21 protein-coding genes are annotated in these 22,726 nt (G+C 71.9%); 10 read left to right on the top strand and 11 right to left on the bottom strand.

Annotated features, from left to right (window positions below):
* The first annotated feature begins 42 nt into the window (after positions 1–42).
* On the top strand, positions 43–492 hold the full coding sequence (locus OIE67_RS33840) for an Lrp/AsnC family transcriptional regulator (protein ID WP_326628149.1): 450 nt from the start codon (positions 43–45) through the stop codon (positions 490–492).
* A gap of 32 nt (positions 493–524) precedes the next feature.
* On the opposite strand, the gene OIE67_RS33835 is transcribed toward OIE67_RS33840, so the two are convergent.
* A complete protein-coding gene (locus OIE67_RS33835; protein ID WP_326628147.1) occupies positions 525–1,985 on the bottom strand; it encodes a COG1361 family protein in 1,461 nt (486 codons plus the stop codon).
* Positions 1,986–2,164: 179 nt separating this feature from the next.
* Between OIE67_RS33835 and OIE67_RS33830 the strand changes: the two genes are divergently transcribed.
* The gene (locus OIE67_RS33830; protein WP_326628146.1) at positions 2,165–2,905 is read left to right on the top strand and encodes a class I SAM-dependent methyltransferase; all 741 of its coding nucleotides are present in this window, start codon (positions 2,165–2,167) and stop codon (positions 2,903–2,905) included.
* Here the strand turns inward: OIE67_RS33830 and OIE67_RS33825 are convergent.
* The 5 genes from OIE67_RS33825 to OIE67_RS33805 are packed head-to-tail and all read right to left on the bottom strand — an operon-like array spanning position 2,873 to position 7,318.
* The gene (locus OIE67_RS33825) at positions 2,873–3,841 is read right to left on the bottom strand and encodes a branched-chain amino acid ABC transporter permease (RefSeq protein ID WP_326628143.1); all 969 of its coding nucleotides are present in this window, start codon (positions 3,839–3,841) and stop codon (positions 2,873–2,875) included. The genes OIE67_RS33830 and OIE67_RS33825 overlap by 33 nt on opposite strands.
* Positions 3,838–4,698 (bottom strand): branched-chain amino acid ABC transporter permease, encoded by an 861-nt coding sequence (locus OIE67_RS33820; protein WP_326628141.1) that lies wholly within the window; start codon positions 4,696–4,698, stop codon positions 3,838–3,840. Before OIE67_RS33820 ends, OIE67_RS33825 begins: the two co-directional genes overlap by 4 nt.
* Positions 4,695–5,354, bottom strand: coding sequence for an ABC transporter ATP-binding protein (locus tag OIE67_RS33815; RefSeq protein WP_326628139.1), 660 nt, complete (start codon positions 5,352–5,354; stop codon positions 4,695–4,697). The genes OIE67_RS33820 and OIE67_RS33815 overlap by 4 nt, the downstream gene beginning before the upstream one ends.
* The gene (locus OIE67_RS33810; protein ID WP_326628137.1) at positions 5,351–6,121 is read right to left on the bottom strand and encodes an ABC transporter ATP-binding protein; all 771 of its coding nucleotides are present in this window, start codon (positions 6,119–6,121) and stop codon (positions 5,351–5,353) included. The genes OIE67_RS33815 and OIE67_RS33810 overlap by 4 nt, the downstream gene beginning before the upstream one ends.
* Positions 6,122–6,124: 3 nt before the next feature.
* Positions 6,125–7,318, bottom strand: coding sequence for an ABC transporter substrate-binding protein (locus tag OIE67_RS33805; protein ID WP_326628135.1), 1,194 nt, complete (start codon positions 7,316–7,318; stop codon positions 6,125–6,127).
* 108 nt (positions 7,319–7,426) lie between these two features.
* Between OIE67_RS33805 and OIE67_RS33800 the strand changes: the two genes are divergently transcribed.
* The 3 genes from OIE67_RS33800 to OIE67_RS33790 are packed head-to-tail and all read left to right on the top strand — an operon-like array spanning position 7,427 to position 10,861.
* Positions 7,427–8,218: a PaaX family transcriptional regulator gene (locus tag OIE67_RS33800; protein WP_326628132.1), complete on the top strand. Its 792-nt coding sequence runs from the start codon at positions 7,427–7,429 to the stop codon at positions 8,216–8,218.
* A gap of 51 nt (positions 8,219–8,269) precedes the next feature.
* Positions 8,270–9,751, top strand: a complete 1,482-nt coding sequence (locus OIE67_RS33795; protein WP_326628130.1) for an acyl-CoA synthetase — start codon at positions 8,270–8,272, stop codon at positions 9,749–9,751.
* A 6-nt stretch (positions 9,752–9,757) separates the two neighbouring features.
* Positions 9,758–10,861: a 5-methyltetrahydropteroyltriglutamate--homocysteine S-methyltransferase gene (locus tag OIE67_RS33790; protein ID WP_106235753.1), complete on the top strand. Its 1,104-nt coding sequence runs from the start codon at positions 9,758–9,760 to the stop codon at positions 10,859–10,861.
* Positions 10,862–10,867: 6 nt separating this feature from the next.
* Here the strand turns inward: OIE67_RS33790 and OIE67_RS33785 are convergent, their stop codons facing one another.
* Positions 10,868–12,115: a Gfo/Idh/MocA family protein gene (locus tag OIE67_RS33785; RefSeq protein WP_326628124.1), complete on the bottom strand. Its 1,248-nt coding sequence runs from the start codon at positions 12,113–12,115 to the stop codon at positions 10,868–10,870.
* A gap of 75 nt (positions 12,116–12,190) precedes the next feature.
* Here OIE67_RS33785 and OIE67_RS33780 point away from each other — a divergent pair, with 75 nt between their 5' ends.
* The 4 genes from OIE67_RS33780 (at position 12,191) to OIE67_RS33765 (ending at position 16,414) form a co-directional block, all read left to right on the top strand.
* Positions 12,191–13,318 (top strand): ROK family transcriptional regulator, encoded by a 1,128-nt coding sequence (locus OIE67_RS33780; protein WP_326628122.1) that lies wholly within the window; start codon positions 12,191–12,193, stop codon positions 13,316–13,318.
* A gap of 70 nt (positions 13,319–13,388) precedes the next feature.
* On the top strand, positions 13,389–14,645 hold the full coding sequence (locus OIE67_RS33775; protein WP_326628120.1) for an ABC transporter substrate-binding protein: 1,257 nt from the start codon (positions 13,389–13,391) through the stop codon (positions 14,643–14,645).
* Position 14,646: 1 nt separating this feature from the next.
* Positions 14,647–15,606: a carbohydrate ABC transporter permease gene (locus OIE67_RS33770; RefSeq protein WP_326628118.1), complete on the top strand. Its 960-nt coding sequence runs from the start codon at positions 14,647–14,649 to the stop codon at positions 15,604–15,606.
* The gene (locus tag OIE67_RS33765; RefSeq protein WP_326628116.1) at positions 15,599–16,414 is read left to right on the top strand and encodes a carbohydrate ABC transporter permease; all 816 of its coding nucleotides are present in this window, start codon (positions 15,599–15,601) and stop codon (positions 16,412–16,414) included. The genes OIE67_RS33770 and OIE67_RS33765 overlap by 8 nt, the downstream gene beginning before the upstream one ends.
* 69 nt (positions 16,415–16,483) lie before the next feature.
* On the opposite strand, the gene OIE67_RS33760 is transcribed toward OIE67_RS33765, so the two are convergent.
* From OIE67_RS33760 to OIE67_RS33745, 4 genes are all read right to left on the bottom strand, one after another.
* A complete protein-coding gene (locus tag OIE67_RS33760) occupies positions 16,484–17,815 on the bottom strand; it encodes a glycoside hydrolase family 30 protein (protein ID WP_326628114.1) in 1,332 nt (443 codons plus the stop codon).
* 178 nt (positions 17,816–17,993) lie between these two features.
* A complete protein-coding gene (locus OIE67_RS33755) occupies positions 17,994–18,602 on the bottom strand; it encodes a hypothetical protein (RefSeq protein ID WP_326628112.1) in 609 nt (202 codons plus the stop codon).
* Between the two features lie 76 nt (positions 18,603–18,678).
* Positions 18,679–19,617, bottom strand: a complete 939-nt coding sequence (locus OIE67_RS33750) for a thermonuclease family protein (protein WP_326628110.1) — start codon at positions 19,615–19,617, stop codon at positions 18,679–18,681.
* A 159-nt stretch (positions 19,618–19,776) separates the two neighbouring features.
* Positions 19,777–21,261: a multicopper oxidase family protein gene (locus tag OIE67_RS33745; protein ID WP_326628108.1), complete on the bottom strand. Its 1,485-nt coding sequence runs from the start codon at positions 21,259–21,261 to the stop codon at positions 19,777–19,779.
* Between the two features lie 431 nt (positions 21,262–21,692).
* Here OIE67_RS33745 and OIE67_RS33740 point away from each other — a divergent pair, with 431 nt between their 5' ends.
* Complete coding sequence (locus OIE67_RS33740) at positions 21,693–22,715, top strand: LacI family DNA-binding transcriptional regulator (RefSeq protein WP_326628106.1); 1,023 nt, start codon at positions 21,693–21,695, stop codon at positions 22,713–22,715.
* The last annotated feature ends 11 nt before the right edge of the window (positions 22,716–22,726 follow it).

Raw genomic sequence — 22,726 nt, 5'->3', positions numbered from 1 at the left:
GTTCCCGGCTCGATTTGTTTGCGCCGGAAGGGGGCGTTCTCCGTGCCTGAGATCGACGACATCGATCATCACGTGCTGCGGCTGCTGCGGGAGGACGGGCGCAGGACGTTCTCCGAGATGGCCGAGCGGATCGGGCTGTCGGTGGCGGCGGTCAAGCGGCGGGTGGACCGGCTGCGCGAGCTCGGGGTGATCACCGGCTTCTCGGTGCAGATCGACTACGCCAAGCTCGGGTGGGGGATCGAGGCGTTCACCGAGCTGCGTTATCCGGGCACGACGCCGGTCAGCGAGATCATCCGCACCGCGGCGGACGTGGCCGAGGTGCAGGCCGTCTTCACCATCGCCGGTGACCCGGACGCGCTGATCCACGTACGGGTGCGGGACCTCGGGCACCTGCAGAAGGTCATCGACCGGCTGCGCAGGGCCGGCGACGTCACGGGGACGAAGACGCTCCTGGTGCTCGGCTCGTGGACCAGGGACGCGCCGGTGCCGTAGGACCTGCGGGACGCGCCGGTGCCCTGAGCAGGTCAGCGGGTTCGCCCGGGGCGCGGGTCGCGGTGGGAGAACGAGCGGACGAGCAGGCCGATCGCGAGCAGCACGGCGACGCCCAGGCCGAGCATCCAGAGCGACGCGCCGGTCAGGGGGAGGGACTGGGTCCGGTGGTGCGCGGGCGCCGGCACCTCGCCGCCGGCGGCGAGGGACTTCGGCTCGTCCTGGCCGTCACCGTTCTCGGCCCCGGCCTGCCCCGCCTTCTCATGATGGCCGCGCGCGCCATGCTCGCGGCTCCGCGCCGCCCCGTCACCCGTCCCGCCGGCCGTCTCGTCCGCGGCCTCCTCGGCGACCTCGTCGGTCGTCTCGCCGGTGCCGAGCGCGGGGTCCGACGACGGCGGGTCGCCCATGACGGTGGTGCCGGCGCAGGAGCGGTTGTCCGCGGTGTTCCGCTCACGCCCGCCGGTGTGCACGGTGGCGCAGCCCTCCATCAGCCCGGCGACGCCGGGGACGACGGTGTAGCCGAACGTCCTTCGCTCGTCCGGGTCGAGCACCCCGAGGGGACAGGTGAGGGCCGGTCCGGCGGCGGAGCATTCGGCGGGCAGCGTGGCGCCGTCGCCGCCGAGATGGTCCTGCACGGTGACGTCCACCGCCTGCGACGGGCCGTGGTTGACGACCGTCAGCCGGTACGCGACGGTGCCGCCGGTCGGGGCCGTGGCCGGGGCGTGCTTGACGATCTCCACGTCGGCCACGGACCGGGCCCGGATGATGAGCTGGGCCTCGTCGGCGGTCGCGTTCGGGGAGGTGACGTAGGCGCGGTTGGTGAGGTTCGTGCCGTCGGGGATCGCGGGGCTGGTCGTGACGGGGAGCTCGTACGTGATGTCGCGGCCCGGCGCGATCGTCAGGCCGGAGCCGCCGCAGACGACGGTGTGGCCGGTCGCGGAGCAGTCGGCGGGCAGCAGGCCGAGGGCGAGGTTCTCGTCGAGCAGACCGGTGACGAGGACGTCGTCGGCGTCCCGGTCACCGGTGTTCGCCACGGTCAGGGCGTAGACGGCCCTCGCTCCGGCGATCAGGGGGTCGGGGGTGAGCACGTCGGTGACGCGCAGGATCGCGTTCCTGACCGGCGGTGGCGGTGGCACGGCCAGGTCACCGGCCGAACGCCCGGAGTCGCCCGCCTCACCTGCCGGAGGCCGGGGACGCCGGGGGTCGCGGACGGAGGGCGGCCCAGGCCGGCCCGATTTCCGCGCGGAGGGCAGCCCAGGCCGGCGTGGGTCCCGCACGGAGGGCAGCCCAGGATGGCGCGGGTCCCGCGCCGAGGGCAGCCCGGGTTCGCGGAGGTCGCCGGGGTCGCCGGCGGAAGGCCACAACCGCCGGGAGTCGCGGGCGGAGTCGTCGGCGGGGGCGGGTGGCCGTGGGGCCACGGCTGTGACCGGGGCGGGCCAGAGAGCGGCGGCCAGCGCGGCCAGTGCGGTGATCGCCCCGAATCTGGGCGTGCCCATGTCCTACCCCCGACGTCGTACGGTGCTCGGCCCGGGGCCGATCCTCCTCCCTCCGGACGGGCGGAAAAGCCGGTCAGACCGCAATCATGCGCCTCCATGACGTGATCTTTGCCCGCCGGGTTCCGCGCTGGACGAACAGCTCTCCTCCAGCCGGGGACCGCACGCGTACCGTGAGGACCATGGCAGGCGTTGCGCGCTACGACGAGATCGCCGACTTCTACGCGTCCGGCTGGAGCGACACCATCGACGACCCGGCCTCACTGCGCCTGCTGGCCCTCCTGGAGCCGGTGGCGGGCCGCCGCATGCTGGAGATCGCCTGCGGGCACGGCCGGATCAGCCGCGAGCTGGCCCGCAGGGGCGCCGAGGTCGTGGGGGCCGACATCTCGGCCGCGCTGATCGGCAAGGCGGAGGCCGCCGAGCGCGCGGCCCCGCTGGGTGTGCGCTACCTGCACGCCGACGTCACCGCCGAGGGGCGGCTGCGGGAGCTGGGCTCGTTCGACGCGGTGGTGTGCGGTTTCGGCCTGTCCGACATCGACGACCTGGACGGCGCGGTCGCGACCGCGGCGGCGGCGCTGCGCCCGGGCGGGATCTTCGCCTGCTTGATCCTGCATCCGTGCTTCCCCGGCGGCCCCGGCGTCTCGGGCTCCTGGCCCGCCCACGCGCGTTACCAGGCCGAGGGCTGGTGGCGGGCCGACGGTGAGCAGTCGTCGCTGCGCCGTCAGGTGGGCGCCAACCACCGGACGCTGGCGACGTACGTCAACACCTTCCGCCGCCACGAGCTGTGGCTGGACGAGCTGGCCGAGCCCGAGCCGGACCCGGCCTGGGCGGCGCGCCGGCCGGAGGCGGCCCGGCATCCCGTCTTCCTCGTCATGAGATGCGTCAAAGGCTCAGCGGCGGGGCTTGCGGTCCGGCCGGCGTGACAGGGCCGGCACCAGGCCGCGCGGCATGAAGAGCACCACCACGATGAGCACCAGCGCGTACACCGCGTACGACAGCACGCTCGGCGCGTACGTCGGCATCCCCGGCAGCGACGCCAGCCGGTCCAGCCCCTGCACCAGCAGCGTGATCGCGGTGGCCCCCACGACGGCGCCCCAGATCGTGCCGAGCCCGCCGACCACCGCCATCACGATGTACTGGATGGAGATGAGCACGGGGAAGGACCCCGGCGCCACGTACCCGGTGTAGAAGCAGTAGATGCCGCCGGCGAGCCCGGCGAACGTGGCCGACAGGGCGAAGACCACCAGCTTGTAGCGGCCCACCGGGATGCCGGATGAGGCGGCGGCCGTCTCGCTCGTGGCCAGCGCGCGCAGCGCGCGGCCGGGGCGGGAGGAGATCACGTTGTGCGTGATCAGCATGACCACCGCCAGCCCGGCCCAGGTCATGTACGCGTACGCCGCCGCCCCGCTGGCCTCGAACGAGCCCAGGCTGAACTGCGGGATCGCCTGCAGCCCGATGTCGCCGCCGGTGAACTCCAGCTGCCCGGCCAGCGACAGCAGGATGAGCTGCATGGCGAGGGTGGCGAAGGCCAGGTGGTGGCCGCGCAGGCGGAGCAGCGGCGTGCCGATGACGAGGGCGAAGACGGCCGCGGCCACGGGGGCGGCGAGCAGGCCGACGAGCGGGGGGACGCCGCCCAGCGACAGGAGCGCGGCGGTGTAGGCGCCGATGGCGTAGAAGGCGCCCTGCCCGAGCGAGACCTGGCCGGCGTAGCCCATGAGCAGGGAGACCCCGGCCGTGACGATGGCGGCCAGGCCGAGCAGGATGTAGACGGCCAGCGCGCTGTCGTCGAGCGTCGCCGGGAGCACGAGGGTCACGGCGGCGACCAGGAGGACGGCGGCCGGTCTGACGAACCTGGTCATACCGTCTCCTCCGAGATGGCCGAGCGGCGGCCGGCCTGCACGATCATGACGATGATCATCAGGCCGAGTGCCACCTCCAGCTGGTGGGAGCCGTAGCCGTACCCGGCGGCCATGGTCTCGGCCACGCCGAGCAGCAGCGCGCCGAAGAGCGCGATCATCGGCCGGGTGAGCGCGCCGAAGACGGCGGCGGCGAAGCCGTTGACGATGAGCGTCACGTCCGTGTCGAACGAGATCGGCCGCAGCGGCGTCACCAGCACCCCGGCGATGCCGCCGAGCAGCCCGCCGAGCGCGAACGCGAGCAGCCCCATGCGGCGGACGTCGATGCCGACGACGCGGGCCGCGTAGGGGTTGGAGGCGCAGGCGGTCAGCGCCTTGCCCAGGTAGGTGCGGCCGAAGAAGAGCGCGAGCAGCACGAACGTGGCCGCCGTGACGCCGATGACGAGCAGGTGCTGCGTCTGGATGTGGGCTCCCGCGACGGTCACCGAGCCCGCCAGCCCGGGGGCCGAGCGCGGCTGGTCGCCCCACAGGACGATCTCCACGGCGTACGCGAGCACGCCCACCCCGAGCGTGACGATCAGCGAGGCGAGTGGCGTGGTGCCCCGCTTGCCGATCGCGGCCAGCCCGGTCAGCAGCCCCGCCACCGCCGCCGCGAGCACGGCGGCCAGCTCGCTCAGCCCGTGCGGGAAGCCGAGCCCGAGCAGCGAGGAGGTGCACAGTCCGGCGACGACGGCGAACGTGCCCTGGGCGAAGTTCACCACGCCCGTGACGCGGTGGATGGTGACCAGGCCGCTGGCGATGAGGGCGATGGCGCAGCCGACCGCCAGGCCGTTCAGCAGATAGCTCAGGAACGCGCTCATGTGACGGCACCGCCCAGGTACGCGGCCGCCACCCGCGGGTCGTCGGCCAGGTCGGCGCAGGCGCCCTCGGTCACCAGCCGTCCGGACTCCAGCACGTACGCCCGCGAGCACAGCTCGAACGCCAGCCGCGCGTTCTGCTCGATGAGCAGCACCGCCAGCCCCTGCGACCGGTTGAGTTCAGCCAGATGGGCGGCCAGGTCGGCGGTGACGCCGGGCGCGAGCCCGAGCGACAGCTCGTCCACCACCAGCACCTCGGGGCGCGACATCATCGCCCGCCCGAACGCCACCATCTGCTGCTCGCCGCCGGACAGCACGCCCGCGCGCCGGCCCGCCAGCTCGGCCAGCCGGGGCAGCAGCTCGTAGACGGAGGAGGGGTCGCGCAGGCCCGAGCGCCAGCCGCCGAGGGCGAGGTTGTCGGCGACGGACAGGTCGGGGAAGAGCTGGCGGCCCTCGGGGATGAGCGCGAGCCGCCCGCCGATCCGCACCGTGCCGGACGCGGGGGCGATGATGCCGGCCAGCGTGTTGGCCAGGGTGGACTTGCCGGCGCCGTTCGGGCCGAGCAGGGCCACCATCTCGCCCTCGCCGACCGTGAGCGTGAGGTGGTCGAGCGCGGTCGCGGTGCCGTACGAGACCACCAGGTCCTGGACTTCGATCATGAGGCCTGTCCGAGGTAGGCGGCCAGCACCAGGGGATCGGCGCGGACCTCGGCCGGTGGGCCGTCGGCGATCACCTGGCCCAGGTCGAGCACCACGATGCGGTCGGCCAGCCGGGTCACGAACGCCACGTCGTGCTCGATCAGCAGGATCGTCAGCCCGCCCGCCCGCAGCTCCTCCACCAGCGACGCCAAGCGCTCGCGTTCCTCGCCGCGCAGCCCGGAGGCGGGCTCGTCGAGCAGCAGCAGGCGGGGCCGGGCGCACAGGGCGCGGGCCAGTTGCAGGGCCCGCTGCTGGCCGATCGGCAGCCGGTCGGCGGGCCGGTCCGCCCATTCGGCCAGCCCCACGCGTTCGAGCGCGACGTCGGCCTCGGCGGCGATCTCACGCTCGTCGCGCCGGTGCCGCGGCAGCCGCAGCGCGGCGGAGACGAACCCGGCCCTGGTGCGGCCGTGCGAGCCCACCATGACGTTCTCCCTGACCGTCATGCCGCCGAACACCCGGGCCGCCTGGAAGACGATCGACATGCCGAGCCGGGCCCGCCGGTGTGGCGCGAGCCGGTCCACCCGGTGCCCATGGAACGTGATCCGGCCGTGCTCGGCCGCCAGATGCCCGGTGATCAGGTTGAACAGGGTGGACTTGCCGGCCCCGTTCGGGCCGATCACCGCGCAGACTTCGCCGTCCGCGACGCTCAGTGAGACGTCGCGGACGGCGTAGACGCCCCCGAAGCTCCGGGAGACCCCGCTGACCGAGAGCGCGCTTTCCTCCGGCACGCCTCACCCCGCCGCGTTGACGGTCTTGGTGAGCTGCTCCTTGGCCCACTCCGTCGGCACGAACTGCCCGTTCTTCACCGTGTTGACCGAGATGTACTCGGGCGACAGGCCGGAGTGGTCGGTGGCGGAGTAGCGGAAGCGGCCGTTGGGCGTGATCAGGTCCATCTTCTCGAGCGCCTGCTGGATCTTGGTCTTGTCCGTGCTGTTCGCCTTCCTGATGGCCTCGAACAGCAGCAGCGAGGCGCTGTAGCCGTCCTGGGCGAACTGCGGCGGCGGATAACCGTGCTTGTCCTGATACGGCTTGGCCATCTGCTCGATGACCTGCTTCTGCTTGCCGTCGGGCAGGTGGTCGCCCACCACGCCGATGGCGCTCTGCACGGTCATGCCCTCGGCCGCCGCGCCCATCGGCTCCAGCCACAGCTTGCTGGCCTGCGACGCGGTCAGGAACAGCGGCGTCTTCAGCCCGGAGGCCACGTACTGCTTGGCCGCCGTCACGCCGGGCGCGCCCGAGCCCCAGAAGACCAGGGCCTCGGCCTTGGAGTCGCGCACGTGGGTGAACAGGGGGCTGAAGTCGGAGGTGGTCGTCTCGTACGGCTCGTCCACGGCGATCGTCACGCCGTACTTGGGCGCCAGGGCCACCATCGACTCGTGGCCGGAGACCGAGTAGGCGCTCTTGGAGTCCCAGCCGACCGCGATCGTCTTGATGCCCTCGGCCTGGATGTACTGCAGGAAGCGCTCGGCGTACATGCTGGACAGGGCGGGGGTGACGAAGATGTAGGACTTGATCGGCTCGACCTGCTCCTGAGCCGGCGCCAGCGACAGGTACGGCATCTTGTCGCGCTGCGCGAGCGGCTCGACCGCCAGCGCCGAGTTGGAGAACACCGGGCCGATCAGCGCGTCGATGTCGCCCTTGATCTGGTTGTAGGCCACGATGCCCTGGTCGGGGGCGGTCTTGTCGTCCCGCGTGACGAGCTCGACCTTGCGGCCCAGCAGCCCGCCCTGGGCGTTGACCTGCTCGACCGCCAGCTCGACGGCCTTCTTGTCCTCGCTGCCGAGCGGAGTGTAGTTGCCGGTCAGGGAGACGATGAGGCCCACCTTGATCGGATCTGCGGAGCCGGAGCCCTGCTCGCCTCCGCCTCCGCCACATGCGGTCACGGCCAGCAGCAAACAGGCCAGGGACGGAAGAAGCCTGCGCATCGGGGACCTCCTGGACCGGGCGACGTGGCCCCGAATGTAGGCAGGTACATTACGGCTGTCAATAGAGTGCCGAATTTCGGGAGACAAGCTGTTATGAGGCCTCAGTCGGTGATTCTGACCTTCCTCGGGGACCACGTATACGGCCGCGGGGTCTGTGTCTCGTCGGGCAGTTTCATCGAGGCGTTCGCCAGGGTGGGGATCTCGGAGGAGGCCACCCGCTCGACGCTGACCCGGATGGTGCGGCGCGGCCTGCTGCGCCGGCAGCGGTCGGGCCGGCGCATGTACTTCGGCCTCACCCCGACCAGCGCGGAAGTGCTCAGCGACGGCGAGCGGCGCATCTGGCACAGCGGCGTGGTCAACGACGCCGACGAGGACCGGTGGACCCTGATCGGCTTCTCGCTGCCCGAGTCCTGGCAGCGGCAGCGGCACGAGTTGCGCGCCCGGCTGGTCTGGGCCGGGTTCGGCCCGCTGCAGAACGGGCTGTGGATCGCCCCCGGCGAGGTGGACGCGGCCGGCGTGATCGAGGACCTCGGCGCGAACGTGCGCGTCTTCTCCGCCGAGCCGCGCCCCCCGACGGACATGCAGGCCCTGGTCGCCGACGCCTACGACCTGGCCGATCTGGGCGCCCGCTACCGCGCCTTCCTGCGCCGCTGGGACCAGGCCGATCCGGCGCCGGACGCCCCCGACGACCTGGCCAGGTCGCTGACGCTGCTCACCGACTGGCTGCAGATCATCAGGAGCGATCCGCGGCTGCCCCTGCGGCACCTGCCGCACGACTGGCCGGCCGAGAAGGCGCAGCGGGTGTGCCACACGCTGCACGAGCGGTTCCGGCCCGAGGCGGCGCGGCTCGTGGCGGAGCTCCTGGACACCGTGCCCGATGAAACTTGGGCAGAACGGTGACAGCGATCGCATAGTGGCCTAACTTGAGGGCTTGAGCGCGGAGGAGTGCCGATGCGGAATCAGGGGATGGGGTCGTGGCCCGCGCGCAGGGCCCGCATGACGCCGGAGCGGGTCGCGCTGTCGTACCGGGGGCGCGATCACACTTACCGCGAGCTGTGCGAACGCGTGAACCGGCTGGCCTCGGCGCTGGCCGTGAGCCATGGCGTGCGGCGCGGCGACCGCGTCGCCTTCCTCGGCGTCAACCAGCCCTCGGCGGTGGAGACGTTCTTCGCGGCGGGGCTGCTGGGGGCCGTGTTCGTGCCGCTCAACACCCGCCTGGCCCTGCCCGAGCTGCGTTACGTCCTGACGGACGCCGAGCCGGCGGTCCTCGTGCTCGGCGCGGAACGCGACGGAGCGGGCTTACCGGGACGGCACCTGCCCGCCGCCGGCTACGAGGCGCTGCTGGCGTCGGGGTCGCCCGAGCCCATCGACGAGCCCGTGGGCCTCGACGACGTGTGCCTGATCATGTACACCTCGGGCACCACGGGCCATCCCAAGGGCGCCATGCTCACCCACGGCAACCTCACCTGGAACACCGTCAACCTGCTCGTGGACGTGCCGCTGGCGCACGACGAGGTGGTGCTGATCAGCGCGCCGCTGTTCCACATCGCGGCGCTGGCCCAGACGCTGGTGCCGAGCGTGCTCAAGGGCGGGCGGGTCATCCTGGAGCCGTCGTTCGACGTGGAGCGCACGTTCGACCTGATCGAGTCGGAACGGGTGACGGTGATGTTCGGGGTGCCGTCGATGTTCGGCTTCCTCACCCACTCGCCGCGCTGGGACAAGGCCGACCTGTCGAGCCTGCGGCACCTGCTGTGCGGGGGCGCGCCCGTGCCCGAGCCGCTGATCAGGACCTACCAGGAGCGCGGGCTGATGTTCCTGCAGGGATACGGCATGACGGAGGCCGCGCCCGGCGCGCTCTTCCTGGGCGCCGAGCGCTCCGTCGACAAGGCCGGCACGGCCGGCGTGCCGCACTTCTTCTCCGACGTCCGCCTGGTCGCCCCCGACGGCTCGCCCGCGGCGCCCGGCGAGCCGGGCGAGCTCTACGTCCAGGGCCCCAACGTGATGCCCGGCTACTGGCGGCGGCCGGAGGCGAGCGCCGAGGTGCTGTCCGCCGACGGCTGGTTCCGCTCCGGCGACGTCGGCGTCGCCGACGAGGACGGCTACGTGCGCATCTCCGACCGGATCAAGGACGTGATCATCTCCGGCGGCGAGAACGTCTACCCCGCCGAGGTGGAGGGCGCCCTGTACGAGCACGCGGCGGTGGCCGAGTGCGCGGTGATCGGGGTGCCCGACCAGAAGTGGGGCGAGGTGGGCAAGGCCCTGGTGGTGCCGCGCCCCGGCGCCACGGCCGCGCCGGAGGAGTTGCTGAAACACCTGGACGGCCGCCTGGCCCGCTACAAGATCCCGAAATATGTTGAATTCGTGGCTGAACTGCCTAAGAACGCAGCGGGCAAGTTGCTCAAGGCCCCGCTGAGAGAGCTCTACGGAGGATGATCGCCCATGCGTACCTCACCGCCCTTCCGCGCCGACCACGTCGGCAGCCTGCTCCGCCCGCCGGAGCTGCTGCGCGCCCGGCAGACCCTCACCGGCGAGGCGCTGCGCGAGGCGGAGGACGAGGCGATCAGGGCGGTCGTCCGCGGCCAGCGTGAGGCCGGCCTGCAGAGCGCCACCGACGGAGAGTTCCGCCGGGCCTCCTGGCACATGGACTTCATCTACCAGCTGGGCGGCATCGGCCAGGCCGCCGACGAGCAGATCACGGTCCGCTTCCACAACGAGCAGGGCGACATCGAGTTCACCCCGGCCGCCCTGCGGGTGCACGACCGGATCCGGCTGAACGAGCCGATCTTCGCCGACGACTTCGCGTTCCTGCGCGACACGGTGGAGCCGGGGGTGACGCCCAAGCTGACCATCCCGTCGCCGAGCATGGTGCACTACCGCGGCGGTCCCGCCTCCATCGACCCCGGCGTCTACCCCGACGTGGAGGAGTTCTGGCGGGACCTGAGCGCCGCCTACGCCGAGCAGGTGCGCAGGATCGGCGCGCTGGGCTGCACGTACCTGCAGTTCGACGACACGAGCCTGGCCTACCTGAACGACCCGGCGCAGCGCGCGGAGCTGAGCGAGCGCGGCGACGACGCCGACCACATGCACCTGCGCTACATCAAGCAGATCAACGCGGCCCTGGCCGCCAAGCCGGCCGGCATGACGATCACGACGCACATGTGCCGGGGCAACTTCCGCTCCTCCTGGGCTGCCGCCGGCGGCTACGACTTCGTGGCCGAGGCGCTGTTCGGCGAGCTGAACGTGGACGGGTTCTTCCTGGAGTTCGACGACGAGCGCTCGGGCGGCTTCGAGCCGCTGCGGTACGTGCCGCCCGGCAAGATGGTCGTGCTCGGCCTGGTCACGACCAAGCGCGGCGAACTGGAGTCGAAGGACACGCTCAAGCGGCGGATCGACGAGGCGGCCAAGTTCGTCGACCTCGACCAGCTCTGCCTGTCGCCGCAGTGCGGGTTCTCCTCGACGCTGGAGGGCAACGAGCTCACCTCGGAGGAGCAGTTCGCCAAGCTGCGCCTGATCGTCGAGACCGCCCAGGAGGTGTGGGGATAGCGCCGGTCACAGGGTGACCACCGTGCCGCTGAGGCGGGCGCGTTCGGCGGCCCAGACGACGCGGTGCGTCATCAGGCTCTGCTCGGCGTCCGAGCGCAGCAGCGTGGCGTCACCCGAGGCGACGGCGGCGAGGAAGGCGTCGGTGAGCCCCTCGTCGCCGCCCCCGTGGCCGTCGGCCGCCGACGGGCCGCCCGCCTCGTCCACCGTCATGACCTCCTCCGCGCCGGTGCGGAAGTCCACCACCCGCAGTGTGCCGCCGTCGCCCTCGATGTAGCCGTGGGTGCCGAACAGGCGGGTGCGGCGGTGCTCCATCGGGGTGAACGCGCTCATCGTGAACGAGCAGGTCCCGCCGTCGTCGAACTCCATCACCACCTCCTGGTGGTCGACCACGTCGTTGTCGCAGGCGTACACGCAGCGCCCGTACGGCCCGGTGCGCAGCGCCTCCAGCACGTCGGCCTCGGTGCGCCCCGGCGTGACGGCCCCGAGCGGCCAGAACTCGCTCTCGGGATCGCCGAGGCAGCCCAGGTAGAGCCGCGGCGCCGAGTACGGGCACGACGGCTCCAGCGGGCAGTCGAGGCACCGGTCGGCCGCGGCGGCGGGCCGCTCCTCGGCGCGGAAGTGCGACAGGGAGCCGAACGACGACACCCGGGCCGGCGGGCGGCCGAACAGGTGCACCAGCCAGTCCACGTCGTGGCAGGCCTTGGCCAGCAGCATCGGCGCCGAGGTGTCCTCGCGCCGCCAGTGCCCGCGGACGAACGAGTGCGCCTGGTGCCACCAGCCGACCGGCTCCAGGTGCTGCACGCTGACCAGCCGGCCGATCCGGCCTTCGTCCAGCAGTTCCTTCACCACCCGCGTGTACGGCGTGTACCGCAGCACGTGGCAGACCGCCAGCATGATGCCGTTGCGCACGGCCGCCGCGGCGATGGCGGCCGCCTCGTGCTCCTCCGTGGCCATCGGCTTCTCCAGGAGGATGTGATAACCGAGGTCGGCCAGCGTCACGGCGGGGTCGGTGTGCAGCCGGTCCTGCGTGGCGATGACGGCCGCGTCCGCCAGCCGGCCGGCCGCCGCCAGATCCTTCCAGTCCTCGTGGACCCGCTCGGGCGCGATCCCGAACTCGGCCGCGAACGCCGCCCGCCGCCCGGGATCGGGCTCCGCCACGGCGACCACCCGCCCGGCTCCCGTCGCGTGCGCCCGGCGCGCGTACGTCAGCCCTCGCAGGCCGCCGCCGACGACGGCTAGAGTCACCTCAGTCATGGAACCTTCCCCCCGAAGAAATATCATGGAGAGCATCATTATTCGGTTCTGGAATGCTGACAGCAAGGGGGGCCGATGGCCGGGGATGTGACCGGCGGCGACCTGTCCAGGCTGCGGCAGCTCAACGCGCAGGCCGTGATCAAGGTGTTGCAGGGCGGCTCGTCGCTCACGCTGACCGAGGTGGCCAAGAGCACGGGGCTGTCACGCGCGTCGGCCGAGGACGTGGTGCGCGAGCTGCTGCAGAAGGGCTGGGTCGCCGAGGCGGGCGCCACGGCCGGCGGGGTGGGCCGCCCGGCCAGGCGTTACCGGTTCAGGTCCGAGGCGGGCCGGGTGCTCGGCGTCGACATCGGCGGGCACAAGATCCGTGCGGTGGTCGCCGACCTCGACGGCGAGGTGCAGCACGGCGCGTGGGTCGCCGTGACGCCCGAGATGGGCCGGCTCGAACGCCTGGCGGCGGTGGACCGGGCGGTCGCGGAGTGCCTGGAGGGCGCCGGGCTGACCGGCGGCGACGTGTGGGCCTCGGGCGTCGGCACCACCGGCCTGGTGGACGGCGCCGGCCGGGTGCTGCTGTCGGAGGCGCTGCCCGAGTGGACCGGCGTCGACCTGGCCGCCCACGTCCGCCGGATGGTCCCCGCCCCGGTGCTGGTGGAGAACGACGGCAAGCTGGCCGCCCTGGCCGAGTGCTGGCGGGGGGTGGCCCGCTACGCCAAGGACCTGGTGTTCCTGCTGGCCGGGCTGCGGACCGGAGCCGGCCTGATCATCGACGGCAAGCTCCACAGGGGCTTCGCCAACGCCTCGGGCGAGATCGGGGCGCTGCCGGTGCTCGGCTGGATCCGCGCCCAGGAGCACCTGGTGGCCGCCAGCGGCGAGGCGGGCGACGTGTTCGCCGCCGCTCGGGAGGGCGACAAGACGGCGGTCGCGGCCGTGCGCCGCTACGTCAAGGACCTCGCGCTCGGGGCGTCCGCGCTGGTCCTGACGCTGGATCCGCAGATGGTCGTGGTCGGCGGCGGCTACTCGCGCTCGGCCGACGTGCTCATCGAGCCGCTCAGGCGGGAGCTGGACCGCTGGTGCATCCGCACCCCCGAGGTGCGCATGTCGGCGCTGGGCGACGAGGCCGTGGTGCTCGGCGCCGTACGGCTCGCGCTGGACGACGTCGAAGACCGGGTGCTCGACGGCCGCAGCCCGCTCGTGAGCCATCTGTAACACGCTCACTCTTGCCAAGTATTTCACTGGACTCCATGATTACTCCCACGTTCTAGGAGAGGACTGGGAGATGTGGAAGTCGGCACGGAGCGGTGCGGCCCTCCTCTGCGCGGCGCTGCTCGCCTCCGCCTGCGGCGGCGGTGAGCAGGCCGGCGGCACGGACGCGCAGCCCGGAGAGAAGGTGACGCTGTCCTACGGCGTCTGGGACGCCACCCAGCAGGCGGTCATGCAGGAACTGGCCGCGGAGTTCACCAAGACGCACCCGGACGTCACCGTCAACGTCCAGCTCACGCCGTGGGCCGACTACTGGACGAAGATGAAGGCCGCCGTCACCGGCGGCGCCGCGCCCGACGTCTTCTGGATGAACGGCCCCAACTTCCAGCTCTACGCCTCCAACGGCGTGATCAAGCCGATCGAGGAGCAGGTCGACACCTCGGTCTACCCCAAGGCGCTGGTGGACCTCTACACCTACGAGGGCAAGCTGTACGGCCTGCCCAAGGACATGGACACCGTCGGCGTCTGGTACAACAAGACGCTCTTCGACCAGGCCAAGGTGAAGTATCCGGCCGACGACTGGACCTGGGCCGACTTCAAGGAGAGCGCCGCCAAGCTCACCGACCCGGACAAGGGCGTCTACGCCGTCGGGGCCGAGCTGACCAGCTTCCAGGAATACCAGTACAACACGATCTACCAGGCCGGCGGCCACGTGATCTCGCCCGACGGCAAGAAGTCCGGCTACGACGACCCGAAGACGATCCAGGGCCTGAAGTTCTGGACCGACCTCATCGCCGCCAAGCAGTCGCCCGACCTCAAGACCATGACCGACACCGCCCCGCTGCAGCTCTTCGAGGCCGGCAAGCTGGCGATGTACTGGGGCGGGTCCTGGAACGTGGCCGAGTTCGGCAAGAACGACTACACCAAGGACAAGGTCGACGTCGCCCCGCTGCCCAAGGGCGAGAAGCAGGCCACGATCATCCACGGCGTGGCCAACGTGGTGTCGGCCAAGACCGAGCACCCGGCCGAGGCGCTGGAGCTGGTCAAGTTCCTCGGCTCCAAGCCGGCCGCCGACATCCTCGGCAAGAAGGGCCCGATCCCCGCCTACAACGGCACCCAGACCGACTGGGTGGCCGCCCATCCCGAGTGGAAGCTGCAGACGTTCCTCGACTCCGTCGCGTACGCGGTGCCGTACCCGGTGTCCAAGAACACCGCCGCCTGGCAGGAGGCCGAGCTCACCCACCTCACCAAGGCGTGGACCGGCGAGGTGCCGGTCGAGAAGGCCGCCGCGGACCTCGCGGCCGGCATGAACGACCTGCTGGCCAAGGAGTGACGTGACCACCACCGCCGGAACGCGGCCCCCGCGCTCGTCCGCGGGAGCCGCCCACGCGGCGAAGCGGCGCGGGCCGCGCACCGAGGCCCTGTGGGGGTACGCGTTCATCGCCCCCACCGGCCTCGGCCTGGCCGTCTTCTACCTGTGGCCCGTCCTGCAGACCGCCTACTTCTCCTTCACCGAATGGGGCGCGTTCGGCGGGCACACCTGGGTCGGCCTGGAGAACTACACGCGGCTGATCGCCGACCCCGAGGTCGGCCGGGCGATGCTCAACACGCTCATGTACACCGCGCTCGGCCTGATCGGGATCCCCGTCGCCATCGTGTTCGCCGCGCTGATGAACCGGCAGGGGATGCGCGGGGTGAGCGTGTACCGCACGGCGTTCTTCCTGCCGGTGGTGACCATGCCGGTCGCGGTCGCGATGCTCTGGCGCTGGCTCTACAACGGCGACTACGGCCTGGTCAACCAGGTGCTCTCGATCGCCGGCATCGACGGGCCCAACTGGATCGCCGACCCGGCCACCGCCATGTACGCCCTGGTCGTGGTCGGCATCTGGAGCAGCGTCGGCTACAACCTGATCATCTTCCTGGCCGGCATGCAGGGCATCCCCAAGGAGCTGTACGAGGCCGCCTCCATGGACGGCGCCGGCCGCGTCCGCCAGTTCTTCAGGATCACGCTGCCGATGTTGTCGCCGACCGCGTTCTTCATCTCGATCGTGTCGGTGATCGGCTCGCTGCAGCTGTTCGACCTGGTCTTCGTGATGACCGGGTCCGGCCAGTCGGCGCGGGCCAACCCGGCGTACTCGCGGCTGCAGACCGTCGTCCAGCTCTTCTACGAGCGGGCGTTCGTCACCAACGACCGCGGTTACGCCGCCGCCATCGTGATCGCGCTGCTCGTGCTCATCGCGGCGCTGACGGTCGCGCAGTTCCGCCTCCAGCGCAAGTGGGTGCACTATGTCTGAGCGCCGCCCGCTGGGCGTGCACGCCATCCTCGCCGTCTCGTCGCTGCTGATGGTGGCGCCGTTCGTCTGGCAGATCATCACCTCGCTCAAGACGCTCAGCAGCGCCACCGCGGTGCCGCCGACGTTCCTGCCCGAGGGACGCTGGGACAACTACGCCAAGGTCTTCGACCTGCTGCCGTTCGGCGAGCAGTTCCTCAACACCGTGATCATGGCCGCGGGCCGGGTGACCGGGCAGGTGCTGTTCTGCTCGATGGCCGCCTACGCCTTCGCCCGCCTGCGCTTCCCCGGCCGGGACCTGCTGTTCGGCGTCTTCCTGTCGGTGCTCATGGTGCCGCCGCAGCTGTTCGTGATCCCGCAGTACCAGATCATGTCCTCGCTCGGCTGGCTCAACAGCCTCCAGGCGATCATCGTGCCCGGCCTGTTCAGCGCGTTCGGGGTGTTCCTGCTGCGGCAGTTCTTCCTCGCCCTGCCGCGCGAGATCGAGGAGGCGGCCCGGCTCGACGGGGCCGGCCCCGTGCGCATCTACTGGTCGGTCATGCTGCCGCTGGCCCGGCCCGGGCTGATCGCGCTGGGCATCCTGACCCTGCTGTGGGCGTGGAACGACCTGTTCTGGCCGCTGGTGGTCAACACCGATCCGGAGAAGATGACGCTGTCGGCGGGGCTGGCGGCGCTGCAGGGGCAGTACCAGACCGACTATCCCGTGCTGATGGCCGGCTCGCTGATCGCCTCGCTGCCCGTGATCGCCGTCTTCGTGTTCCTGCAGCGGCAGTTCATCCAGGGCGTCGCCCACACCGGCAGCAAGGGCTGAGCTCTTCCCCCGCGGCCGGTCGGGCGGACGTCCGCGTGGCCCGCGCGGACCTCGGCGGGCTCGAACCCGTCAGCTCATGACGATCGTGGTCAGGGCCCGCGGTGGCAGCGTCACCGTGCGGCCCTTGATCGGGGCGGGCGTGAGCGAACGGGTCTCGTCGGTCACGTACGCCGCCGCCCGGCCGCGCACGCCCTGCCACGCGACGGGAGCGGTGCCGGTGTTGAGCGCCACCACCACGCGGGAGCCGTCACGGTTCTTGAAGGCTGAAACTTTCACCGCCGGATCGGCCGCCGACGCCTCCAGTCGCACCGCGCCCGGACGGATGAACCGGCTGTAGCCGGCCAGCGCCCACAGCCGTTTCGACACGTGGTACTGCTTGGCCGCGTCGTCGAGTTGCAGCAGCGCCCTGGTCGCCCCCCGCGAGCCGCCCAGCCAGTAGACGTACGCGCTGACCTGGCCCAGCGTGAGCGCGTCGTGCACGGCCTGGGCGATGGTGAGGCCGTCGTAGCCGCTGCCGTCGTCCCAGTTCTCGTTCCAGGTGTCGCCGTTGGGGTTCCACTCCGACATCCACGTCTTCCTGGCCGTCGGCAGCGGGCCGTCCACCGGGCTGGCGTAGGTGTGGCCCGTGTGCGTCTTGACCCAGCGGCGGGCCTCGGGGTCGGCCTCGATCGCCGCCGTGTACCCCTTCGCCTCGGTCCAGCCGAAGGAGTCGCAGCAGGCCAGCTTGACGTCCTTGGCGATCGGGCCGAGCACCTTGACGAAGTCGGCGGCCTGCTCGGGGGTGAAGCGCATCGAGGCGTACGTGGCCGTCCAGTCGGGCTCGTTCGTGAACCCCAGGTCGGTGATCCTGATGCCCTCACGGCGGTAGAACTTCGTGTAGGCGACCAGGTAGTTCGCGTACGCGCGCCGCCACTCGGGCAGCAGGGTGCCGCCGTTCTTGTCGTCGCCGTTGTCCTTCATGTAGCCGGGGGCGCTCCAGGCGTCGGCGAAGAAGCGTTCGACGCCGTACCGCTTGGCCTCCTTGGCCACCCAGACCTGGCTGTTGTCGTCGCCGTCCCACACGTACTTCGGCGGGGCGTCGGGGCCGCCGGGGTTCTCGGGCTGGATCGACACCATGTGGTCGTACGGGCTGCCGGCGGGGGAGGAGCCGATGCCGAGCCGCAGGATGCTCAGACCGGCCCCCTTCCGGCGGTCGAACCACAGGTCGAGGACCTCCCGCTGCTGGGCCGGAGACAGGGCGGCGAGCAGTTCGTTGCGGCGGAAGGCCTGGGAGATGCCGAAGCCGTCGATCTCCTGGTGCCGGACGCGCTCGTTCACGGTGATGGCGGGCGGGCCGGCGGGGGGCGTGGGATGCACGGCGGGGAGGCCGAGCAGCGAGATGGCGACGAGTCCTCGTAACATGGCGCCTCCGAAAATTTCGGGCTCGTGACGATACATTTCGCCGATCGCCGGAACCGTAAGCTCGCGGAGGCGCCCCCGTCAATAAGCGCCGTCGACCGTGGAGTCAACGGCCGCGTCAAGTGACTCGGCGGCCGGAGCGCCCGCGGGCTTTCAGCGGGGCGGTCCGGCCGACGCGCGGCTACGGGTGGGTGGACTCGGCGCGCTCCTTGATGGTCAGGAGCCGGCGGCGGGTGGTGAGGAAGTCGCCGAGGTCCGTGGTCGCGAGGTAGGTGGTGCCGCGCACGTTCGGCTCGGCGCGGACGCGCGTGCGGAAGATCAACCGGGTCCCGCCGTCCACCTCGCGCAGGGAGACGGAGCAGGTGGTGGTGGCGTCGGCGCCGCGCATGGCCAGGACGAGCGTGTGCGGGGGGTCGATCCGCTCCACGATGAACGCGCTGCCGTCGTTCCGGCCGAGCAGCACGTCGCCGACCTTGAGCCCCTGCCCGGCGGGCTCCTCCCCGGGGGCGCCGGCCGAGGGGGCGGAGGCGGGCCGGTCGGTCGCGGCGCCGGGGCGGTTGCCGCCGAGCTCGATCAGCCAGGGCCAGACGCCGGCCGGCGGAGCCGCCACCGTGATCGCGCGGGTGGCCTGGTACTGCGCGCGGCCGGCCAGGTCGTCGCCGGGCATCTCCGCGTGGACCTCGCGTTCGTCGGCGCCCCAGCGCAGCTGCCAGGGCCGGAGCGCGAACAGGTAGCCTGCCGCCGCTCCGGTCGCGAGCCTGAACAGCGAGCGCGGCACGAGCGAGAACATACGGTCTCCTTCGTTCGGCTGTCGGAACGCCCAGTCTCCGACGGGGACCGCGCCGGATCAACCCGGTAGCCTCCCGTCAGGGGAGTGCGTCCGGTGGTGGGGTGACGGGTGCGCCGGGGGCGGGCGGGTCCGGGCTGATGATGAAGTCCTCCGGCCACATCGTGAGCTGGATCCCGGCCCCCGCCCCGATGACGACGTCGTGCAGGTTGCCCCGTTCCAGCTTCGGGATCAGGAACAGCTCGTCGTCCCGGTTGACCGGATCCGCGCGCAGCCAGGCGTCGAAGCCGTCGAAGTCCGCGAACCCCGCCGCCAGGTACGGCACGATCCGCCGGAACAGCTTCGGCCACATCGCCAGCCGTTCCAGCTCGGCCAGATCCCGCACGGTGGCCGCACCGTCCGGGTCGGCGTCCGAGCGGGGCCACAGCCCTGAGCCCTTGCGCCGGGCCGCCTGCGACGCCTCCGCCAGATGCGCCCGCAGGTCCGCGGGCAACGTGGCGTAGAACGCCGGGTAGGCGAGCCCGGCGGCCAGCAGTTGCGCGTTCACGGAACGATCGGCCATCGGCCCGTCCACGAACACGGTGGTCCCGTCCGGGTCCGGACGGTCACCGGCGTAGCAGAACGCGATCATGCGGCCGTTGCCGTCGATGCCGTTGGAGAGCACGTGGCCGCGCAGGGAGTCCTGATCGGCCGAGCGCACCCGGTTGGGCAGGTCCTCCCAGAAGGTCACGTTCGTGAAGCCGAGCAGCCGCAGCAGCTCGTCGCGGGCCGCGTAGGCGCCGTCCTTCTCCTGGTGGGTCTCCGCGAAGTGGGTCTCCAGGGCGTCGATCGCCTCCAGCCGCGCGGAGACGCCGCGCGCGGTGATCGCCGCCGGCCGGCCGGAGCGCCGGGGCAGCGCCTCGACCAGGGCGGGCGTGTCAGGCTTGAACTTGACGGTGTCGCCGTCGGGCTCGGGGCCCTGACGCGGCCGGTCCGGATACCGGATCACGAAGCTGCCGCGGATCAGGGTGTACGTCATGATGGCCCCCCATCGGTGTCGGTTTGTCCCCCGACAGGTCGCCAGCGGAGCGTAACTCGCCGGAACGGCCCCGTCCATGGACGGCGCGGCCGGGCACGGCAGTGTGGCGGGTCGCGGCAGCACTACGGGATCGCCGCCGGTGCGGCGGGTCGTGCCGGCTCAGCGCTTGGGCTTGCGCCGGTGGCGGCGGGAGTCGGCCCGCTCGGCCGATTTGTCGGGACGGCTCGCGCCGCGACCGCCGTCGCCGCCGTGACCGGCGTGGCCGGAATCGCGGCCGCGACCGCCGCGAGCGTCCTGGCCGCCGTGACCGCCGTGGCCGCCGTGGCCGACGCCGGCCGGGGGCGGGCCGTAGCCGAAGGTGCCCATCATGCCCTGTTCCTGGTGGTAGAGGTTGTGGCAGTGGAACATCCATTCGCCGGGATTGTCGGCTTTCACGTCGATGTTGAGGCGCTCGCGCGGCTTGATGTTCACGGTGTCCTTGCGCGGCCCGCCCCACCCCGTGCCGCGCAACTGGAAGGTGTGGCCGTGCAGGTGCATCGGATGCCACATCGGCGACTGGTTGTCCAGGACGATCCTGATCGTCTCGCCCCGCTCGACGCGCAGCCGCATCGGGTCGTTCGCGAGCCGGTCGTTCATCGTCCACTCGTTGCCCGACGGCCGCATGCCGAGCGTCACCGTCACCCGCCTGGCCGGGCGCGGAAGCTCGTCGGAGCCGCGGGCCTCCAGGTCGGCGTAGGTGAGGATGCGCCCGTCCAACTCGGGCAGCCGGACGTTCCTGTTCGGGGTGGCGGCGATCTTCGTCGTACGGACGACGGCGAACGCCCGCGCCCGCTTGCCCTCCGCCTCCGCCACCAGCGGGAACGCCCCCGGCCCCAGCCGGACGAGGAAGTCGTACCGCTCGCCCATGCCGATGAGGAACGTGTCCACCGTGACCGGCCGGCACGGGAAGCCGTCGGTGTGCGTGATGGCGATGCGGTGCCCGCCCAGCGCCACCCGGAACGGCGTGTCCGCCGCCGCGTTGATCACCCGGAACCGGACCAGCCGCCCCGGACGGCTGGTGAACACCGCGGGCGCGTCCGGCGTGCGGCCGTTGACCAGGTGGTACGGATGGACCAGCTCGCCCACGACCCCGCCCAGCAGGTCACTGCGCAGGGTGTCGTCGTGCTCGGTGCTGGCGTTCAGCCGGGCCAGCGCGTCGTCGGGCGTGCCCGAGATCCCGTCGAGCCAGTCGTCGAGCACGACCGTGAACTCCTCGTCGTACCCGAGCGGCTCGCGCGGGTCCTCGACGATCAGCGGCCCGTACAGGCCGCGGTCGTTCTGCATGCCGACGTGCGAATGGTAGAAGTACGTGCCCGGATCGGGGACCTCGAAGACGTAGTCGAACGTGCCGCCGGGCCGGGTCGCCTGCTGGGTGTAGCCGGGGGCGCCGTCCATCCGGGGGTCGATCCTGATGCCGTGCCAGTGCACGGTGGTCGGCGCGGGCAGGTCGTTGACGAGCCTAGCCCGGACGATGCCGCCGGCGGTGGCCTCGATGCGCGGCCCGGGCAGCGACTCCCCGTAGGCCCAGGTGGAGACGGTACGCCGCCCCAGCGAGACCGACGCGGGACGCGCCCGCAACGTCACCCCGCGCGCGGGCCGCGCCATCCTGCCCGCTCCTCCGGCGCTCCCGGCGAGCCCGGTGCCCTCAGCGCCCCCAGCGCCCCCAGCGCCCCCGGTGGCCGCCCGAGCGGCGGCCGGGGTGGCGCCCAGGGCGGCGAACATGCCGGTGACGAACAACCTGCGAGAAACCGGACCCCGCGCGCGTGCCGAACCATTCACAACAGATCCCCCCATCCACCTGGCAAGGTAACCGAGAGTGATCAAGAAATCCGCGCGCCACGCTCCAGCGGCACGCGAGCCGGCTCCGTCCCGAGCGGGTGACGCCCATCCGGAATCGGCTCTTGATCCGGGCGCAGGGCGCGGCATACGGTGTTAATCGATTCACATCGCTCGTAAGCCGAGGGGTGAGCCCTCTCCCCAGGCTGACCTGTCCACCGAGATCCGGCCTCCGGAATTACCCTAATGTCCTGTAGGGAATGCTAGGTTATTCGACTAACATGAGACCAACAGCGCGACAAGTGGCCGAACTGGCGAACGTGTCAGTGGCGACCGTCTCCTACGTGCTCAGCGGCAAGAACCGTCCGGTCGCCGCCGAGACCAGGCAGCGGGTGCTCGACGCCGCCAGACAGCTCGGCTACACCCCCGACCAGGCCGCCAGGAGCCTGCGCAAGCGCCGCACCCAGCGGGTCTGCCTGGTGCTCAGCTCGTTCGGCGGCGTGCCGAGCGACGAGCGGCTGGCCACCGACCTGCACGAGATGGCCGACGCGCGGGGTTACTCCGTGGTGTCGCTGTCCGTCTACTCCGAGGCCCGCGCGAAGTCCGCGGTCGAGGTGCTGCGCGGCGGCATCGCCGACGGCGCCCTGGTCAACCTCGGCGGCGACCACCTCACCCGCGACCTGCTCGCCGGCCTGGCCGGCACGGGGCTGCCGCTGGTGGTGATGAGCAACGAGAGCGGGCTCGCGGGCTGCGACGTCGTCCGCACGCCCGAGACCGAGGCGACCGCGGAGGCGGTCGGGCACCTGCTGGACAGCGGGCGCCGGCGGGTCGCGTTCATGGCGCACCGGCACGAGGTCTACCGGGATCGGCCCGCGGGGCGGCTGCTCGGCTACACCACGGCCCTCGACCGGCACGGCGTCGAGGAGCGGATCGTCACCGGGGGCGCGGACGACCGCGTCTCGGCGTACCAGACGGCGACCGAGCTGCTGAGCTCGCCCGACCGGCCCGACGCGATCTTCGCCGCCTCCGACCGGGCCGCGATCAGCGCCATCTGGGCGGCCAGGGACCTCGGGCTGAGCGTGCCGGGGGACGTCGCGATCGTCGGCGCGGGCAACATCGACGAGGGTCTCATCAGCAATCCGCCGCTCAGCACCGTCGGCCCGCTCCGGCACGACTACACCGACGTCGTACGCCTGCTCTTCGACCGCCTCCAGGCCGAGGAGCCGCCGCCCGCCCGCGAGATCGTCCGTTCGTGGACCTTCATCCGGCGGGGCTCGTCCTAGAAGGGAAATCC

This window comes from Nonomuraea fuscirosea (assembly GCF_035917475.1).
GTDB lineage: Bacteria > Actinomycetota > Actinomycetes > Streptosporangiales > Streptosporangiaceae > Nonomuraea > Nonomuraea fuscirosea.
The sequence above is the reverse complement of the archived record's forward strand: the minus strand, read 5'-3'. Positions and strand labels throughout refer to the sequence as shown.

Coding starts and splice junctions, on each gene's coding strand:
- OIE67_RS33785 (WP_326628124.1), bottom strand. CDS start 12,115: ATGACTGAGGTGACTCTAGCCGTCGTCGGCGGCGGCCTGCGAGGGCTG.
- OIE67_RS33790 (WP_106235753.1), top strand. CDS start 9,758: ATGCGTACCTCACCGCCCTTCCGCGCCGACCACGTCGGCAGCCTGCTC.
- OIE67_RS33835 (WP_326628147.1), bottom strand. CDS start 1,985: ATGGGCACGCCCAGATTCGGGGCGATCACCGCACTGGCCGCGCTGGCC.
- OIE67_RS33760 (WP_326628114.1), bottom strand. CDS start 17,815: ATGTTACGAGGACTCGTCGCCATCTCGCTGCTCGGCCTCCCCGCCGTG.
- OIE67_RS33820 (WP_326628141.1), bottom strand. CDS start 4,698: ATGAGCGCGTTCCTGAGCTATCTGCTGAACGGCCTGGCGGTCGGCTGC.
- OIE67_RS33750 (WP_326628110.1), bottom strand. CDS start 19,617: ATGACGTACACCCTGATCCGCGGCAGCTTCGTGATCCGGTATCCGGAC.
- OIE67_RS33740 (WP_326628106.1), top strand. CDS start 21,693: ATGCTAGGTTATTCGACTAACATGAGACCAACAGCGCGACAAGTGGCC.
- OIE67_RS33780 (WP_326628122.1), top strand. CDS start 12,191: ATGGCCGGGGATGTGACCGGCGGCGACCTGTCCAGGCTGCGGCAGCTC.
- OIE67_RS33765 (WP_326628116.1), top strand. CDS start 15,599: ATGTCTGAGCGCCGCCCGCTGGGCGTGCACGCCATCCTCGCCGTCTCG.
- OIE67_RS33825 (WP_326628143.1), bottom strand. CDS start 3,841: ATGACCAGGTTCGTCAGACCGGCCGCCGTCCTCCTGGTCGCCGCCGTG.
- OIE67_RS33830 (WP_326628146.1), top strand. CDS start 2,165: ATGGCAGGCGTTGCGCGCTACGACGAGATCGCCGACTTCTACGCGTCC.
- OIE67_RS33775 (WP_326628120.1), top strand. CDS start 13,389: ATGTGGAAGTCGGCACGGAGCGGTGCGGCCCTCCTCTGCGCGGCGCTG.
- OIE67_RS33745 (WP_326628108.1), bottom strand. CDS start 21,261: ATGGCGCGGCCCGCGCGCGGGGTGACGTTGCGGGCGCGTCCCGCGTCG.
- OIE67_RS33815 (WP_326628139.1), bottom strand. CDS start 5,354: ATGATCGAAGTCCAGGACCTGGTGGTCTCGTACGGCACCGCGACCGCG.
- OIE67_RS33805 (WP_326628135.1), bottom strand. CDS start 7,318: ATGCGCAGGCTTCTTCCGTCCCTGGCCTGTTTGCTGCTGGCCGTGACC.
- OIE67_RS33795 (WP_326628130.1), top strand. CDS start 8,270: ATGCGGAATCAGGGGATGGGGTCGTGGCCCGCGCGCAGGGCCCGCATG.
- OIE67_RS33755 (WP_326628112.1), bottom strand. CDS start 18,602: ATGTTCTCGCTCGTGCCGCGCTCGCTGTTCAGGCTCGCGACCGGAGCG.